At 30.9% G+C, this 18,431-nt stretch carries 18 protein-coding genes and 1 riboswitch; of the genes, 3 read left to right on the forward strand and 15 right to left on the reverse strand.

From position 1 onward, the window contains the following. The first annotated feature begins 4 nt into the window (after positions 1-4). Genes KM029_RS14175 through KM029_RS14185 form a run of 3 tightly spaced genes read left to right on the forward strand, consistent with a single transcriptional unit; the run spans position 5 to position 4,192 of the window. Positions 5-1,843, forward strand: a complete 1,839-nt coding sequence (locus KM029_RS14175; RefSeq protein WP_144073889.1) for an ABC transporter ATP-binding protein — start codon at positions 5-7, stop codon at positions 1,841-1,843. Between the two features lie 9 nt (positions 1,844-1,852). After that, a complete protein-coding gene (locus KM029_RS14180; protein WP_144073890.1) occupies positions 1,853-3,388 on the forward strand; it encodes a glycosyltransferase family 2 protein in 1,536 nt (511 codons plus the stop codon). Positions 3,389-3,391: 3 nt separating this feature from the next. Next, a complete protein-coding gene (locus KM029_RS14185; RefSeq protein WP_144073891.1) occupies positions 3,392-4,192 on the forward strand; it encodes a DUF5672 family protein in 801 nt (266 codons plus the stop codon). Here KM029_RS14185 and KM029_RS14190 read toward each other — a convergent pair whose 3' ends face one another. The 15 genes from KM029_RS14190 to thiS all read right to left on the reverse strand — a co-directional run bounded on the left by KM029_RS14190 (position 4,193) and on the right by thiS (position 18,117). Then, a complete protein-coding gene (locus tag KM029_RS14190; RefSeq protein ID WP_144073892.1) occupies positions 4,193-5,080 on the reverse strand; it encodes a glycosyltransferase family 17 protein in 888 nt (295 codons plus the stop codon). 3 nt (positions 5,081-5,083) lie between these two features. Continuing rightward, entirely contained in the window at positions 5,084-6,106 is a 1,023-nt protein-coding gene (locus KM029_RS14195) for a glycosyltransferase family 4 protein (protein WP_144073893.1), read from the reverse strand. A gap of 23 nt (positions 6,107-6,129) precedes the next feature. Further along, positions 6,130-7,182 carry a glycosyltransferase family 4 protein gene (locus tag KM029_RS14200; protein WP_144073894.1) on the reverse strand — a complete coding sequence of 351 codons (1,053 nt, stop codon included), beginning with the start codon at positions 7,180-7,182 and terminating at the stop codon, positions 6,130-6,132. A 52-nt stretch (positions 7,183-7,234) separates the two neighbouring features. Next, entirely contained in the window at positions 7,235-7,969 is a 735-nt protein-coding gene (locus KM029_RS14205) for a polyprenol monophosphomannose synthase (RefSeq protein ID WP_144073895.1), read from the reverse strand. 57 nt (positions 7,970-8,026) lie between these two features. Further along, positions 8,027-8,935 carry a glycosyltransferase family protein gene (locus KM029_RS14210; protein WP_144073896.1) on the reverse strand — a complete coding sequence of 303 codons (909 nt, stop codon included), beginning with the start codon at positions 8,933-8,935 and terminating at the stop codon, positions 8,027-8,029. Between the two features lie 5 nt (positions 8,936-8,940). Then, positions 8,941-9,795, reverse strand: coding sequence for a glycosyltransferase family protein (locus KM029_RS14215; protein WP_144073897.1), 855 nt, complete (start codon positions 9,793-9,795; stop codon positions 8,941-8,943). A 3-nt stretch (positions 9,796-9,798) separates the two neighbouring features. Continuing rightward, the gene (locus KM029_RS14220) at positions 9,799-10,806 is read right to left on the reverse strand and encodes a glycosyl transferase family 90 (protein ID WP_144073898.1); all 1,008 of its coding nucleotides are present in this window, start codon (positions 10,804-10,806) and stop codon (positions 9,799-9,801) included. Between the two features lie 53 nt (positions 10,807-10,859). After that, positions 10,860-11,933: a HesA/MoeB/ThiF family protein gene (gene moeB / locus KM029_RS14225; protein ID WP_184679513.1), complete on the reverse strand. Its 1,074-nt coding sequence runs from the start codon at positions 11,931-11,933 to the stop codon at positions 10,860-10,862. A gap of 27 nt (positions 11,934-11,960) precedes the next feature. After that, a complete protein-coding gene (thiH, locus tag KM029_RS14230; RefSeq protein ID WP_144073900.1) occupies positions 11,961-13,070 on the reverse strand; it encodes a 2-iminoacetate synthase ThiH in 1,110 nt (369 codons plus the stop codon). 2 nt (positions 13,071-13,072) lie between these two features. Then, positions 13,073-13,846, reverse strand: a complete 774-nt coding sequence (locus tag KM029_RS14235) for a thiazole synthase (RefSeq protein ID WP_144073901.1) — start codon at positions 13,844-13,846, stop codon at positions 13,073-13,075. A 40-nt stretch (positions 13,847-13,886) separates the two neighbouring features. After that, positions 13,887-14,525, reverse strand: coding sequence for a thiamine phosphate synthase (locus KM029_RS14240; protein ID WP_144073902.1), 639 nt, complete (start codon positions 14,523-14,525; stop codon positions 13,887-13,889). Beyond that, complete coding sequence (locus KM029_RS14245) at positions 14,518-15,285, reverse strand: hydroxymethylpyrimidine/phosphomethylpyrimidine kinase (RefSeq protein ID WP_144073903.1); 768 nt, start codon at positions 15,283-15,285, stop codon at positions 14,518-14,520. Before KM029_RS14245 ends, KM029_RS14240 begins: the two co-directional genes overlap by 8 nt. Continuing rightward, positions 15,258-15,878, reverse strand: coding sequence for a thiamine phosphate synthase (locus tag KM029_RS14250; RefSeq protein ID WP_144073904.1), 621 nt, complete (start codon positions 15,876-15,878; stop codon positions 15,258-15,260). The genes KM029_RS14245 and KM029_RS14250 overlap by 28 nt, the downstream gene beginning before the upstream one ends. A gap of 5 nt (positions 15,879-15,883) precedes the next feature. Continuing rightward, the gene (gene thiC, locus KM029_RS14255; RefSeq protein WP_168928016.1) at positions 15,884-17,728 is read right to left on the reverse strand and encodes a phosphomethylpyrimidine synthase ThiC; all 1,845 of its coding nucleotides are present in this window, start codon (positions 17,726-17,728) and stop codon (positions 15,884-15,886) included. Positions 17,729-17,910: 182 nt separating this feature from the next. After that, positions 17,911-18,117, reverse strand: coding sequence for a sulfur carrier protein ThiS (gene thiS, locus KM029_RS14260; protein ID WP_144073905.1), 207 nt, complete (start codon positions 18,115-18,117; stop codon positions 17,911-17,913). A gap of 74 nt (positions 18,118-18,191) precedes the next feature. Continuing rightward, positions 18,192-18,286: riboswitch (TPP riboswitch) on the reverse strand. Positions 18,287-18,431: the final 145 nt, after the last annotated feature.

The raw sequence follows: 18,431 nt of genomic DNA on the forward strand, positions 1-18,431 counted from the left end.
GCATATGAAAATATATAAAAGACTTTTAACCTTTACAGGAAATTTACCATCATTCTTAGTTCCGTATTTCTTTGTTACACTTTTTATGAGTGTATTTAGCTTATTGAATTTTACAATGATGATTCCATTATTAGATATCTTATTTAATAGTGATACTTCATTTCAAATTCCGGATAAGTTACTAACATTAAATGATTTTCATTTTAATATGGATTTCATAAAAGAATATGCCTATCAAGAATTTGGTATTTTAATGTTGGAGAAAGGTAAATTAAGTGCTTTGATGCTAATTTGTTTGTTCACATTTTTAGCATCATTATTTACCAATATTTTTAGATATATAGAAAGAAGACTTGCTGAAAACTATAGAAGAACAACCATAGCATCTTTAAGAACAAGTGTTTTTCAAAGAGTTTTATCATTAGATATTGGTTATTTAACCAATTCTAGAAAAAGTGATATCATGGCAAGGTCAACCACTGATGTAACAGAATCTGAAAATGCATTTGGAGCATTAGTTACTTTTATAAAAGACCCCATTATGTTGGTGATCTTTTTCTCAACATTAATTTATATATCGCCAAAGATGACAATGTTTGTCTTTTTGATATTGCCAGTGTCGGGTATATCAATAGGTTTGATTGCAAAAAAATTAAAACAAGTTTCACATAACTTACAAGATATATCGGGTTCTCTATTAGGTGTACTTGATGAAACGATTGTGGGTATGCGTGTAGTTAAAGGTTTTAATGCTGATAAATATGTATCATCATCTTTTGAAAAATATAATCAAGGTTATGTTAAAGCATTTAGAGATTTTGCATCTAAAAGAGAATTAGCTTCTCCATTGTCAGAAGTCTTAGGAGTTTTCTTTGTTGGTGTTTTACTGTATTTAGGTGGTACAATTGTATTGTCTGAAGATGCAACTTTAACTGCCGCAGAGTTTATGGCTTACCTTGTATTATTTACTCAAGTATTGAATCCTGTAAAAGCAATATCAGGTAACTTAAGTAGTATTCAGAGAGGTATGGCAGCAACAGAACGTATTTTTGAATTACTTGATACAGAACCAAAAATTAAGGATAAATCAGATGCTAAATCATTGAATAAATTTGATAAAGGCATTGAATTTAAAGGTGTAAGTTTTGGCTATGAAGATAAAGATGTATTAAAAGATATCAACTTTAAATTAGAGAAGGGTAAAATGTTGGCTTTAGTAGGTCCTTCTGGAGGAGGTAAATCTACTTTGGCAGACTTAATCCCTAGATTTTATGACCCAAGATCTGGTAAAATTGAGATTGATGGACATGATGTTAAAGATTATACATTGAGTTCTTTAAGATCACATATGGGGATTGTAACTCAAGAATCTATTTTATTTAACGATACAATATATAATAACATAGCCTTTGGTACAGAAACTACTCTAGAAGAAGTAGAGAAAGCGGCTAAAATAGCCAATGCTCATGAGTTTATTATAAAAACGGAGGAGGGATACAATTCTGTAATTGGTGATCGTGGTTCAAAATTATCAGGAGGACAAAAACAACGTTTAAGTATAGCAAGAGCAATACTAAAAAACCCAGATATATTAATTCTTGACGAAGCAACATCAGCCTTAGATACAGAGTCTGAAAAATTAGTACAAGATGCAATTCAGCATTTAATGAAAGGCCGTACTGTACTTGTAATTGCCCACCGTTTATCTACTATTCAAGAAGCAGATAAAATTTTAGTTATTAAAGAAGGTCAAGTAGTAGAAGAAGGAACCCATGTAGATTTGATGGCTGTAGAAAATGGGATGTATAAGAGGTTACAAGAAATGCAGGAATATTCTAAATAGGATAATTATATGACTCAAATTAGTAATATATCTGCTGTAATGATTTTAAAGGATGCTGAGAAATCATTAAGAGCAACATTAGATTCTTTACGTGGTTTTGAAGAAGTAATTATATTAGATAATGGATCTTCAGATAAATCACTGGAAATAGCATCAAGCTTTAAGAATGTCAAAATATTCCATTCTCCTTTTATAGGATTTGGACCTTTGAAGAACTTGGCAGCATCTTATGCATCTAATGATTGGGTTTTTTCTATTGATTCTGATGAAATAATCACTTCTAGGTTGTACAATAGTATTAAAGGTGCGGATCTTGATTCTGAAAATGTCTATCATGTTCAGCGTAAAAATGCATATGATGGAACTATTATCGATGGAGCTAATTGGGGTGACGACTGGGTTAAAAGATTATATAAAAAGTCTAATGTTAGCTTTTATAATTCTCAGGTTCATGAAGTTTTAAATACAAAGAAATATCATTTAAAAAAGTTAAAGGGAGTATTAAAACATGAATCTTATTCAAATGTTAATGAATTATTAGATAAACAGAGGCTTTATACAACCTTATTTGCTCAGCAAAATGCTAATATAAAGAGTATTTCATCATTGATGATTGTTTTAAAAACACTTTTTACTTTTATACAAAGTTACTTTTTAAAAAGAGGCTTTTTATTTGGATGGAAAGGTCTTTTGATTTCTTATTATAATTCTTCTACAGTTTTTTATAAATATTCGAAATTAAAGGAACAGAATAAGTCGTTAAAATGCTCTATTTTAGTAACAACTTATAATAGAGTTGATGCTTTAAAAATAGTATTAGAGAGTATTAAGTTACAGTCTGTTTTACCTTACGAGGTTATAATAGCTGATGATGGTTCTAATGAAGAAACAAAGCTTTTTCTATCAGATATTGTTAATAAATTTCCAATACCTGTTATTCATAAATGGCAAGAAGATCGAGGTTTTCGGGTTGCAAGAGCTAGAAATAATGCTCTTGCATCATGTAAGGGAGATTATATAATTATGATAGATGGTGATATGTGTCTTAATAAGAATTTTATTAAAACTTATATTCAAAATGCTAGAAAAGGATATTTTCTCCAAGGAGGACGGGTTTTATTATCTGAAAGGAAAACAAATTCTATTTTAGGGAATAACACTAATTTTTCTATTTCATTAATATCGAAGGGTATTAAAAATAGATTTAATACTTTAAATTCTAAATTATTGTCTAGAATTTTTTCTAAACGATCATATACTGATAAAGGTGCAAGAACTTGTAATTTAGGTGTCTGGAGAGAAGATGTAGTAAAAGTAAATGGCTTTGATAATAGATTTGTTGGTTGGGGTAGAGAAGATAGTGAATTTGTAGTAAGGTTAATAAATAATGGTGTTAAGAGAGTCAATTTTAAATTTGGGGGTATTGCTTATCATTTATATCATCATGAAAACTCAAGGTCATCTTTACCTGAAAATGACTTAATTCTAGAAGAATCTAGAAAAAATAATCATATAATTACTGAAAATGGCTTAAACGAAATATAAAAAATGAATAATTGTATAGTTATTATTCCTATTTATAAAGAACAACCGTCAATCAATGAATTAATTTCTTTTAAAAATAATATATCAAAATGTTCAAAGAGGAATATATGTTTATTGACTTATAAAGAATTAGATATACAAATTTACCTTGATGAAATAAAAGAGATACCTATTAATATTTACTTTTACTGCCAATATTTTGATTCATCTTATTTCTCTGGTATACCATCGTATAATCGTTTAATGACATTACCTAAGTTTTATGAAGTATTTAAGGAATATGATTATATGTTGTTATGTCAACTTGATGTATATATATTTAAAGATAATCTAAATTACTGGATGTCAAAAGGATATGATTTTATTGGACCACCTTTAATGACAAAAGATAGTAACGGTAACCCAGATTATTGGAAAGTAGGAAATGGAGGTTTTTCTTTAAGAAAAGTATCTACTTTTAAAGATGTTTTAACTACATATAGTAGTCTTTTTCAAAGTGTAAATTACAATTATAAATCATTTATTTTACAAGTAAAATCTTATTTTGCTTATTTAAGGATTAGGAAAAATAATTTAAAGCCATTTTCTAAAGATATTAAAAATGAGGATATATTTTTCTCGAAAAATGTCAGCAAAAGTTGGAAACACTTTAAGGTGCCATCTATAGAGGAAGCAAGGAGTTTTGGTTTTGATGAGTATCCTAAAAAATTATATAATGATAATCAAGAGAAACTTCCTATGGGTGTTCATGCTTGGTGGAGATTTGAATACGACTTTTGGAAAGAAATTATTGATAATAATTAATTAGACTTGAAATTTTTTACCAATAAACTTACTCGTTAATTTATATAATTTTCTTCTAAGATAGAAAATCCATTCTGAAAAATTATTAGGTTTAAAGTTGGTTTCTTTTTGGAAAAGGTGTGGATATTCATCTATTAAATCTGCAAACATAGTTTCTTCTGGAGAGATATACTCAATCCAAGTACCACTACGCATAAAAATTTCTGTTGGAAATTTTAAACAATGCTTAATATGTTTTGTGGAAGTGTAAGGCTTTTTGTTGTATTCTTGATGTGAGAAACTATTTAACTTATAGATGTATACATCAATATCCCAACCAAATACATATGACATATGAGCACATTTGTCTTCTTTAGGGTTATATACTATATGTCGAAAGTCCTCACTCTTACGGATTTCATCTAAGGTGTTGTTTGTCTTTTTAATTTGTTGTAGAGTACCTACAAAAGTAAGGTTGAAAATTATATTTGTTTTATAATTAATAAAATAATTATGGTGAGGAATTTCTATTTTATATACTTGATCAAAAGTTTTTTCTCTATCTAATAATTTCAAATCATAAAATTCATCTAAATCAGATATAAAGATAATATCATCTTCATTAGCATCATTTAGCCCTCTTGTTATAGCATTTCTGTGCGTTGCTTCATTATCCCAAAAATTATCTGATACTAATTCATTTTCTAATTTGATGTAAATAATTTTATCAATGTATTTTTTAAACCTATTTTTATTTTCTTCAAAAACGAATGCTTTAGTTTTACCAACAAAACTTTGATTACATTCTACAATTACAAAATGGTCTACATGTTCATAGTATAACTTGAGTCTTATTTCTAATAAATCAAGCTCATTAAATAACATGAAACAATCATATATTTTTCTCATCGATTAAAATATCTTTTTTAAAATTTTTTGGAATAAGTTTTTAGTAGCAGGTAATTTTTTTTCTCCTTTTATTACGACTTTGTCAAAATATTGCATGACTATTTGTGGAGAAAATTGCTTATAAACATTAAAGTTTTTAGGTTTTAATGTTTTAGTTTGCAGTAAAAGATTTTTACAAGAATCTTTATCAGAGTATATATAACATTCATCTTGCAAAATATCTAAGTGTGCATTATCCTTTTTACTTTTTGATGTAATGATATTTTTACCTTTAATATGAAATTCTGCTATTGCGAGTCCAAAAGTTTCACCATCAGATCTAGCGTGTAAATAAGCATCAGAGGTATTAATAAAAGCAACTTTATCTTCTAATTTATAAATAGGGTCTAGGTAGATTATTCTTGGGTGTTTGTGGAAAAATTGTGTATTAACAAATATGAAATAGATATTGTCTTGTTCTTCTAAAACCTCTTTGATTGCTTGATGAACATAGTCTATATCAAAGGTATTTAATCCGCCGTATCGAGCTACAACTGTGGCATCTTTTGGGATTTTTAATGATGTCCTTAAATTACTATCTACATCAGGTAGGTTAACAATATGTGGTACAAATGAAGATCTAAATTTACCTTTTTTTTGTGCTAAATATTCAGAAATATAAAAGTATTCATCACCATAAGGTTTATAGTAACCAAAAACTACGTGAATAACATTCCTTATATTTTTAAATAAATTATGATCTTTTTTACCAGATTTAATAAAATAAATAATATCAGATTGAGTTTTATCTATAAAATCTTGAGCTTCATCATGTGTTTCGTAAAGAAAAACTCTTTCTGGAAATGAAGATGTAAATTTATTTAATATTTGATTTTCTTGAGGACTATTCTTCAGTTTAGTCTTATCTGATATAATATATGAAATATTACCTAAAATTTTTTCATTATAATACGCATAATCAAATAAAGCTATTTCAGTGCCTCGATAAGAAAATTGATTAACATTAAATACTATTTTTTTTGTCATAGTTGTTAGAAATAAATGGACTTTTAAATTAAAAATTCTTTTAACATTTTTGTCACAGCATTATCCCAATTATAATGTGTGGCAACATCTTCAGATGCCTTATTTCCAATTTTTATTCTTAAATTCTTATTTTCAATTAGTTCACTTATTCTTGTAATTAGTAGCTCTCTGTTATTAACGGGATAGATAAGAGAATTAATATTGTTTTCACAAACAGATTTATGTCCTTGGATATCAGAGCATACAATAGCACACCCACAAGCTTGGGCTTCTAATATATTTAAAGGTAATCCTTCTTGTGTGGAATTTTGTAAAAAAATAGCAGATGCATTAAATATTTCACTTACATCTTTAGGTTGATGTATAAAATCAATCCATTTAGGTAGATTTTTAGGTCTTGGATGTAAACTATAAAGGCAAAAAGAAATTTTAGGATACTTTTTTTTTAATTCTAGAACAGCCTCTATACCTATATATGAGTTTTTCCTCTTTTGTAAAGAGAATAACATACAAATTGAGAATGGGTTTCGATCTTTTAAGGATATTCTAATTTGAAACTTTTTTGTATTTATCCCATATGGTACACAAATATTTTTTTTTGAAGTAAATTCACTAATTTGATTACCTAATTCTTGATAAGTAACAATGTTTTTAGTGTAAGGTAAATCATAAGATTTATGTAATAAATCAATATGGCCAACAAAATTTTCATAGTCTTGAATTAGATTTATTTTTTTCCCTTTACTGTTTGATAACAAATGAGTATCAAATGCAGTTTGCCACCAAGTAGAAATAACTATGTCAGCATTTCTAATATATTTATCTTCAATCGATGGTACAGTTATCCAAGTAACATTGTCAGTTTTTTCTAACCAAGTAGGTATATATCTTTTTAAAAGTCTTGTACGATAATATTTAATCCATTTACTTCCTTTATTAATATATTCTGTCCAATTAGAACTATAAACATAGACATCATGGCCTTGGTCTGCTATTTTGATAGCATATTCACACATGATTTTTATTCCTCCAGTTAGTTTGTACGGAGGGAAAGGGAGCAAGAAATTGATTTTCATTTTTTTATTTTAATGAAATAAAAAATAGATACCCCGTGATTAGAAGATTTAATTATCTTTCAAATTTTCTAAAATAACTTCTAATCTTTAAGGATATCACTCCAAAAAATGCTTCTTTAAAAATACTAGAAGACATTTTTGACGTTCCTCTAGTTCTATCAGTAAAAACAATTGGAACTTCCTTAATTTTATAACCATACATCCAAGTTTTAAATTTCATTTCTATTTGAAAAGCATAGCCCACAAAATGAATTTTATCTTTATTAAGTATAGTTTGTAATACTTTATTAGTATAACATTTAAAGCCGGCAGTGGTATCTTTTATTGGTAATCCAGTAATAAATTGGACATACTTACTTGCAAAGTAAGACATAAGAACTCTACCCATTGGCCAATTTACAACATTAACTCCAGATTTATATCTAGAACCAATAGCCATGTCATTCCCCTCTTCTTTACATGCTTTGTAAAGTTTTTCTAAATCATTGGGGTTATGTGAAAAATCAGCATCCATTTCGTAAACAAACTGATATTCTCTATCAATAGCCCATCTAAAGCCATGTAAATATGCTGTACCTAAACCATTTTTACCTTCTCTTTCTTCAAGAAATAAACGATTTGGAAATTTATTCATAAGCTCTTTAACTTTAGCTCCTGTTCCATCAGGAGAGCCATCGTCAACAATAAGCATATCGAATTGTGTATCGAGACTCATAACTGCACGAATAATTAATTCGACATTCTCGATCTCGTTATATGTAGGAGTTATTACTAGATTTTCTTTCACTGTGCAAAGTTAAAAGATTAACATTGATAAATCTGCAGAATCTAATTTAAAATGAAGCTATTTAACGATTTTATAATTTTTATAATCAAAAGGTCTTAGCCCAGTTTTTTTCTCTAATTTATTTAGAAATTTATCCTTGAGTTTAGTATTTGATTTTGAAGGATCATATTCAAATTTCCAGTCCATCTTTTTTATATGAGATGACATCACTTCTGGATGAGTACCATTAAATTTAGTTAGTTCATCAACTTCATTAAAATTGAATGGAATTTTTACAATTTCTTCCCTTTTTATTTCTGTCCCATTATCATAAAAGCTTCTGAAAATAGATCCTTTCTTAGCCATAACCATCGGATTTCTGACAAATGAATAATGATAGATAGGGGCGTCAATAAGCTTTACTTTTAACTTGGAACCTTTTTTTTGGTTTTCATTATATTGCTCTAGTGATTTATAAATTCTAAACCCTTGAGAATCTCTGTAGGATCTAACTAAGTTATTAGTTTTAAATAATCTCACTTCAATTGGATGTGTTCTTCTAGTATGTCTGTAATAATTATAATTACCATAGAAGTGTAAGAAAGGAAGAGCAATTCCATCTATTTTTTGATTATTTAAATTTACTTCCATAGCCTCTTTGATTTTAGGAAGATCATCTTCATGAATAACTTCGTCTGCTTGTATGTGTAATGCCCAGTCAGCATCTTTACTAATATTATCTATACCAATATTCGATTGTTGGGCAAAAACTTTTCCTCCTATTCTTAAGTCCATGTCCCAGACTGTATCAATAATTTTGATTTTAGGATCATTTAAAGCTTCTACTGCTTCTCGAGACCCATCGTTAGAATCTCCAATTACAACAATCATTTCATCAACAATAGAAAGGACTGATTTGATAGCAGCAATGCAAGGGTATTGTAAGGCTATCGCATTTCTGAAATATGTAAATCCACTAACTTTCATAGCGTTTATTTTATAATTTTATAATTTTTATACTCTCCTAGAATATAACCACCAGTAATTTTTTTGATAGCTTGTTTAAAAAGTTCTTTTGCAGTATAATTTGTTTTACTTATATCTTGGTCAAATTTCCAATTTTTATTGGAAATTCTTTCCTTCATAACTGATGGATGATTTTGATTGAAAAGAGTTAATACGTCAATTTTTGAATAGTCAATATCTACACTTGAAGCCTTTGTTCCATGATATAACTTTTCAAAACTATTGGATTTTAATTGCATTTTTTCTGGGGGACGAACCCAGCCGTAATGATAGATATAGGCATCAATATGCTTTACATTAAGTTTTTCATTATCATTTTTTCTAAAACCTTGTGCATCTCCATATGAATAAATAGTCGAGTTGTTTTTTATAATTCTTATTTCTCTTCTATACCATTTTGTTGAAGATGCTATGTAATCAAATGATCCATAAAAGTGTTTATAGTTAAATAACAACCCGTCTACATTTTCTTGATCTTTATATTCTTCCATTGCTTTTTTAACAATAGGAATATAATCTTCGTGAAGTGCTTCGTCTCCTTGAATATAGAAACACCAATCGCTATCTTTATTTACTTCTTTTAGAGCTTTATTTGTCTCGTTTGAAAGAACAAGCCCATTTAGTAATGAATCATCCCAAACAGTTTCAACAATTCTTATTTTAGGATCGATATTCTGGATTAAATTTAGGGTGTCATCATCAGAATTACCTACAGCGACTACAACTTCATCACAAAGAGGAAGAATTGATCGTATTGCTTCTACAACAGGGTAATCGTATTTTATTGCGTTTCTAATAAAACTGAATCCAGAGACTTTCATTTGTTATTTTAATGTTTGAGATTGATGTGATTCTCTAAAAAATTTATCGAGTACTAAAGCTTGTATTTGTAATTCTCTTTTGAGGTTTCTAAACTGATTTACAAATTTATGAGAATTTGAAATTATTTTATTAGCTTCTTTAATATGCGTACTGTAAAATTCAATTTTCTCAATTAAATCAGAATAATCATCTTTTACATGAATATAATGGAAATCAGGAATTAATGTCCCCTCCATAAACCAAGTTTCGTATTTTGGTGTTGGCATTACGGCTATTGAATTTGAAGACATTACCCATTTTAAATTAGTTGCAACATCATTTCCTTCCCAACAAAAAATGAATTTGTAGTTTAGTTGTTTCTCGATACTCATTTTATCAACTAGAAATGTATTCCCAGAAGGAGTTTCAATTGGTTTAAGGTCACTTCTTGTGTTGCCAATATTACAAAGAGGGTGTCCAAAATATTTTTCAAGAAGATTAATACGGTTTTCATGGTTAGCGAAAACCTGTCCTCTTGTAACAAGCATATTTTTCTTGTTCTTAAAACGAATCCAATCAGAGATGAAATTAAAGTGTCGTATTTTATTCAATTTTAATAAAATACTATTTTGATTCTGATTAGAAATAGGTCTACTTTTTACAATTGTAGGCTCGCTTGGAATATGCGTAATATCACCAAAAAGAAAATTAATTTTTTTGTCCTTTTTAAAAAAATCAGTAATTAGTGTAAGGTCAAAATAATAAGAGCTAGAATGTTCACTTAATTTTAAGTCTTTTAGAGATACTGAATTTTTTGACAGTTCAAAATATTTTTCAACCTTATTATAATAGTTAACCCTTTGTTCTATATATTCATTATCTGTAAGATTTCTAAGTAATCTAGGCAAGTTTCTTTTATATAAATTATGAGGTATAATAAACTCTTCTAACCCATATATTAAATAGTAAATTGCTTTAATAGGATTATGCCTAAAATAAAAAACTTTTGTAAGTAATCTTTTTATATCCATCAAATTGGAGTAACTAATCTATGATCTGACAATACAAAGATATCAGTTTCACATTAAATTAACTCCATTCCTCCCTTTAGACTATATAATTTAACATCACTTTTATTTAAAGATTGATATAACTCTATAGCTTTTAGGCTTCTTTTACCTGATTGGCAGTAAAAAATTATTTTTTTGGATGATGGAATTTCATCAATTCGTTCTTCTAATTCGGCTAACGGGATATTGATACCGCCTATATCATCAATTTCTCTTTCGTATTCTTCACGTACATCAATCAAAGTAACTGATTTATCTGTGTTTAAAAGTTCTTCGACAGTATCAAAATCTATTTCGACTTCCTGATTGGGGATTTCACAAAAATCGAAGTTATACTCACCTAATGTTGATATGTTGGCAACTTTTTGATTTTTCTTGAATTTCAGTTTCTGAAAACTCATATCCATACCACTTATCAACAAAAGTTCCCCACTTAACACTTTACCAACACCTGTAATTATTTTTATAACTTCGGTAGCTTGCATGGTTCCCATAATTCCAACCATTGCACCAACAACCCCAATTTCATTGCAATTAGGAGCTTCTTCTGCTGATGGAGGATTAGGAAAAATACATCTATAGGTTGGTCCTCCTTGGTAATTAAAAACAGATAGTTGACCATCAAAACGCTGAATTGAGGCAGAAACCAATGGTTTATCTTCAATAATACAGGCGTCATTTATTAAATATCTTGATGAAAAATTATCTGTTCCATCAACTACTACATCTGCTTTAGCTACTAGTTCTAAAGCATTTTCTTTATCAAACCTTTTAAGTACTGTAGTAATTTTACAATGAGGATTCAGAGCTAACAGTCGTTCTTTAATAACTTCTGCTTTTGAGTTACCAACATCATTTGTTGAAAACAATACTTGACGTTGAAGATTAGAAATAGAAACAACATCATGATCTACAATAATAAGGTGCCCAATACCAGCAGCTGCAAGATATTGTAAAACAGGACAACCTAATCCTCCTGCACCAATTACAAGAACAGTAGCAGCTTTTAATTTTTCTTGTCCTTCAACACCAATTTCGTTTAATCTGATATGTCTGTCGTATCGTTTATATTCTTCTTTTGTCAACATAATGGTAATTCTTCTCTCTTTATTTTATCACTCTTGGAGTGCTAAATCCCAATCTTTCCACACTACTTCATAACCTTGGCGTTTCACCATTTCTGTAAACTCTTCTGTTGAACGTTCATCAGAAATTTCAAACTGCTCTAGAGATTCTGGTTCTACTACATAACCTCCAGGGTTTGTTTTTGAACCTGCACTTGCCGAAGTAATGCCCAATTTAATGATGTTATCTCTAAAAATAGGATGTTCTCTAGTAGAAAGTGATAATTCTACTTCTTCATCAAAAAGACGATAGGCACAGATAAGCTGAACTAACTCTCTATCATTCATTTCAACCTTTGGTTCTAAACCACCAGAAAAGGGGCGTAACCTAGGGAATGAGATTGAATATTTTGTTTGCCAATATGTTCTTTCTAAATAATCTAAATGAAGCGCCGTAAAGAAAGAGTCTGTTCTCCAATCCTCCAAACCAATTAAAACACCAATACCAATTTTATGAATTCCAGCTTTTCCTAATCTATCTGGAGTGTCAACTCGGTAATCAAAGTTAGATTTTTTACCTTTTGGGTGATGTTTTTTATAATCTTCTTTGTGGTAAGTTTCTTGATAAACGAGTACCGTATTTAACCCTTCCTCAATTAAAGATTCATATTCATCTTGATCCATTGGCTGTACTTCCATAGATATATGAGAGAAGTACGGCTTCATCAATTTAATTGCTTTCTTGATGTATTCAACACCTACAGTTTTATTTGCTTCACCAGTTACCAACAAAATATGTTCATAACCCATTGCTTTTATAGCTTCGGCTTCACGTACAATTTCATCATCAGAAAGTGTCCTTCTTCTTACTTTATTGTCTAAAGAGAAACCACAATAAGTACAGATATTCTGACATTCATTAGATAAATACATAGGTGTATACATCTGAATGGTATTTCCGAACCTCTTTTTTGTAAGTTGATGACTAAGCTGTGCCATTTGCTCTAAATATGGAGCAGCTGCAGGAGAGATTAAAGCTTTGAAATCTTCTAAATTTCTGCGTTGTTTACCTAAAGCACGCTCTACATCTTGAGCAGTTTTAGCGTAGATACTAGCTTTAACTTCATTCCAATTATTTTGATAAAATAAATCTTGATACATCTCTATAATTGATTTAAAAAACCAGTTAATGGCGAACTCGCTTCTGCAGTAATTCTTGGTTGAGCAATTTGTGCTAAATAAGCTTTTCGTCCTGCTTCTACAGCTTGTCCAAATGCTTCTCCCATTGCAACAGGATCTCCGGCAACAGCAATAGCAGTGTTTACTAATACAGCATCAGCACCTAATTCCATTGCATGTGCAGCATGAGAAGGGCTTCCAATGCCCGCATCAACAACAACAGGAACATTACTTTGTTCAATTATTATTTCTAAAAAGTCTAACGTTCTTAATCCTTTATTACTTCCAATTGGAGCACCTAAAGGCATTACGGCTGCACAACCTACTTCTTCTAAACGTTTGCATAAAACAGGGTCAGCATGTATATAAGGCAATACTACAAAGCCTTGCTTTACCATTTCTTCGGCAGCTTTTAGAGTTTCGATTGGGTCAGGCATTAAATACTTTGGATCTGGATGAATTTCTAATTTAACCCAGTTTGTACCTAAAGCTTCTCTTGCTAATTGAGCCGCAAATACTGCTTCTTTAGCAGTTCTTGCTCCAGATGTATTTGGTAATAAATTTATCTGTGGATGCTGTAAATGTTTTAATACATCATCTTCAGGGTTGTCAATATCTACTCTTTTTAGTGCAACAGTTACCAATTCTGATCTTGATGCTACTAATGCATTTTCCATTAACTCATTCGACATAAATTTGCCAGTACCTGTAAAAAGGCGTGAGTTAAAAGTTTTATCTGCTATTGTTAATTGATCCATTTGGATTTTCGTTTTCTTATTAAAATAATCTAACCCTAAGTTAAATTGTAGATTGATGCTGAAGTTCTTGTTCTAATGCTAAAACTACTTTATCAGGATGTTCTGCATTGGCAATTAATCCAGATACTGCAATTCCATAAATACCTGTAGCTAGAATGCTTTCAACATCTTTTGTTTCTATACCTCCAATTGCAATAATTGGTGTATCAATGCCTCTTTTTTTACATTCATCTAACAAAGATAGATAACCTTCTAAGCCCAAAATAGGACTAAGCTTTTTCTTTGTTTGTGTAAAACGGAAAGGTCCTAAACCAATATAATCTACTCCAAATTCATACAAACGCTGAATATCTTCGATTGTATTTGCTGTGCCTCCAACAATTTTTCCTTCTCCAAGAATTGCTCTTGCTTCAGAAGGTAAAATGTCTTCTTTTCCAACATGAACACCATCTGCATTTACAGCTTTGGCAACATCAGGTCTGTCATTTATTAGAAGAATGGCATTGTGTAAATCTGTAATTACTTTGGCTTTTTTGGCTAAAGCGATATATTCTTCCGTTTCGATATTTTTAGCTCTTAGCTGAATCCATCGGCAACCAGCTTCACATGCTTCTTGAATGTGAAGTAAATGGTTTTTATCTTTTTTCTCCGTAGAGATATAGTGTAGTTTACTAATCATGGCTTTTTGATGTAAAAACATGCTGACCTAATTTACTCGGGTCGCTTGCCAAGTAATCTTCAATATAATTTTTGCCTAACCTACAGGCTTCTTCAATAGATTTACCATGTGCTAGATAACTCCCGATAGCAGAAGATAGAACACAACCAGAACCGTGTTTATCAAATACCTGCATTGATCTCCCAATAATTTTAGTGATTTGCCCTTTGTATATCAAAAAGTCATTTCCTTTTTCAGTAGGATGATGGCCTCCTTTAAGTAGAACATGAGTTGATTTACTCATATTTTCTGCTTCTTCGAGTGGATCATTTGATGAAAGTTGTTGCATTTCTTTCCAATTAGGAGTAATAATGTCAACTTTTTCAATCACTCTAGCCAGTCCTTTGATAGTACTTTCATCATGAAAGTCATACCCAGCACTTGCACTTAAAACAGGATCTAAAACTACCTTACACATTGGGTTGAATCCTTTTATTAAGTCTATCCAATCAGACATTAATTTAAAGTTTTCAATCACACCAATTTTTAGAACGCTAATAGGATATTTTTCTATTATAGGCAGTAATTGTGCTGTAACTACATCTGCACTTATCCAATTTAGTCCTATAAATTCATCAGCGGTTTGATAGGTTAGTGCTGTACAAATACCTAAACCTTGAACGTCTAATGCTTCAAAAGTTTTAATATCCGAAAGTACACCTGCTCCCCCAGAAGGATCAAAACCAGCTAATGTTAAGGCGAAAGGACGATTGTTTTCCATGATGTTTGTAGTTTCTCTGCTTTTAATTTGATGTTAGACAACGATGTCTCCCATAAATATCCTAAAATTGCAGCCCCTTTAAAAGAAGATCTATCTAGTTGTAATAATGATTTATCGGTTATTCCACCTAAAGCCACTATTTGATGTAACTCGAAACGTTCCTTTTTCATTCTTTCTAAAAGCATAGTGTTTGATTTATACTTCTTTTTGGAAGTACTATCAAACACAGGGCTTAAAAATAAGTAGTCAAATGCGGTCGGAATTTGAGGGATTTCATCCATCTGATGTACAGAAGAACTTAATCGAAGTCCTTTACTTTTCCATTGCTCTAGATTCTTCAATTTAGTAGCTTGTCGCATCGACTCTTTAAAATGAATACCACCAACATTAAATTGATAGGTTAAATCAAAATGTTGGTTTAAGGTGAGTTTTTTATGGTAGATGATAGGAATAACATTTAGTAAAGTAGAAATTTCTTCTTTTGTTGCATTCGGCTTTCTGATGTGGATAATGTCAATACCATTGTCCAACCAAAAACAGATTAACTGTGCTTCATCAGTAAAAAAATCTTCTTTTGTTATTCCTATCAACATAATTTTTAGTGATAGATTTCGCTACCTAATTCTTTAAACTCGGCAGATTTCTCTTCCATCCCTTTTTCTAGTTCTTGCTTCGCAGCAAAATCACGAACATCTTGCGTAATTTTCATAGAACAGAAGTTTGGTCCACACATAGAGCAGAAGTGAGCAACTTTTGCACCTTCAGCTGGTAGTGTTTCATCGTGGTATTCACGAGCAGTATCTGGATCTAAAGATAAGTTGAATTGATCTTCCCAACGGAATTCAAAACGAGCTTTAGACATTGCGTTATCTCTGTACTGTGCACCTGGGTGACCTTTTGCAAGATCGGCAGCATGTGCAGCAATTTTATAAGTAATTACACCTTCTTTTACGTCTGCTTTGTTTGGTAAACCTAAGTGCTCTTTTGGAGTAACATAGCAAAGCATTGCAGTACCATACCAACCAATTTGAGCAGCACCAATTGCAGATGTAATATGATCGTAACCAGGAGCAATATCAGTTGTAAGTGGTCCTAAAGTATAGAAAGGAGCTTCGTAACAATCTTGTAATTGAGCATCCATATTTTCTTTAATCATGTGCATTGGCACGTGACCAGGACCTTCAATAATTGTTTGAACATCGTGCTTCCAAGCAATCTTAGTTAACTCACCTAAAGTACGTAACTCAGAAAGTTGAGGCTCATCGTTTGCATCTGCAATAGAACCCGGACGAAGACCATCACCTAAAGAGAAGGCAACGTCGTAAGCTTTCATGATCTCACAAATTTCTTCGAAGTGCGTATATAAGAAGTTTTCTTTATGGTGAGAAAGGCACCATTTTGCCATAATAGAACCACCACGAGATACGATACCTGTAACACGTTTAGCAGTCATTGGTACATAACGTAACAATACGCCTGCGTGAATTGTAAAGTAATCAACACCTTGCTCAGCTTGTTCGATTAACGTATCACGGAAAATTTCCCAAGTTAAATCTTCAGCTTTTCCATTTACTTTTTCTAATGCTTGGTAAATTGGCACTGTACCAATTGGAACTGGAGAGTTACGAATCACCCACTCACGCGTTTCGTGAATATTTTTACCAGTAGATAAATCCATGATTGTATCTGCACCCCAACGAGACGCCCATACTGTTTTTTCTACTTCTTCTTCTATAGAAGAGGTAACAGCAGAGTTACCAATGTTAGCATTGATTTTTACCAAGAAGTTACGACCAATAATCATTGGTTCAGATTCTGGATGGTTGATGTTGTTAGGGATAACAGCACGACCTTTGGCTACTTCATCACGTACAAACTCAGGTGTAATTTTTCCTACAGGAGTATTGGCTCCATAGCTATGACCAGGATGTTGCGTACCAAATTTCCCTTCTTGTTCTTCTATTCTTTGATTTTCACGAATAGCAATATATTCCATTTCAGGAGTAATGATTCCTTTACGTGCGTAGTGCATTTGAGAAACATTCTGTCCTTTTTTTGCTTTTAAAGGCTTTTTGATGTGTTCGAAGCGAAGGTAATCTAATTCAGATTTTTCTAAACGCTCGATACCATACTCAGAAGATAATTTAGGAAGTTCCTCAACATCTCCACGATCTAAAATCCAATCTCTACGTAATTTGTCCAGACCTTTTCTTACGTCAATCTCAATATCAGGATCTGTGTAAGGACCACTAGTGTCATAAACTGTGATAGCAGGGTTTTTCTCTACTTTGTTTAAGAACTTGTGATTAGTGTCGTCTTGGCTAATTTCACGCATCGCTACTTTGATGTTGTGAATTTCACCGTCTACATAAATCTTTTTCGAACCTGTAAATGGCTCACGTGAAATGACCTCAGGACTAGGGATTTTGTCTTTCTTTTTCATTAGTATAGATATTGTTGGCAGTTATATTGCCGTTAGAATATTAGTTTTTAGACACAAGTATTTACTCGTGTGCTATTGTTTTATATGTTATACACAGCACTTTTTAATATAGATGTGTAGAAATAAGAGAGTATTAAAAAATAGCCCAATAGTTCCTCTATAAAAAATGATGTGCGAATAAATTATCCTCCTTGTGCAGGAGCAACAATTGTAATACTATTGTTTTCTAGAATTGCGTGAATATCCCATTTGTCTTGAGGTATAATTTCATCATCAATAGCTACGGCAACAGTGCCTCTAGCTACAGAAATGTTCATATAGTCAAGAAGTTGTGCTAAAGAAAAAGCACTTGGTAATGTGATAGACTTATTGTTTACAGTGATGTTCATTTCAATAATTTTGAAAATAAAAAAATCAATACAATCAATAAACCTTAGGAGGGTGTTGCACAGAATTGTACAACGGGTAGAAATGGACTTTTCCCTTCGTCGGTACTAACCGCATCAGGTTCAGAGGGTATTTCTCAGTTCGATTTAACGAACACCCCTAAAGTAATTTAGATGCCCAAAAGTAATAAAAATATGTCGAGATACAAATGTAATTAATATGATATGAATGAAAATCAAATAGAAAAAGCATTTTTAATTTAATGATTTACTATTCATTGAAAGTGAATTTATCTAATTTTGCATTCGGAAAATCA

The organism is Flammeovirga kamogawensis (assembly GCF_018736065.1).
Taxonomy (GTDB): Bacteria; Bacteroidota; Bacteroidia; order Cytophagales; family Flammeovirgaceae; genus Flammeovirga; species Flammeovirga kamogawensis.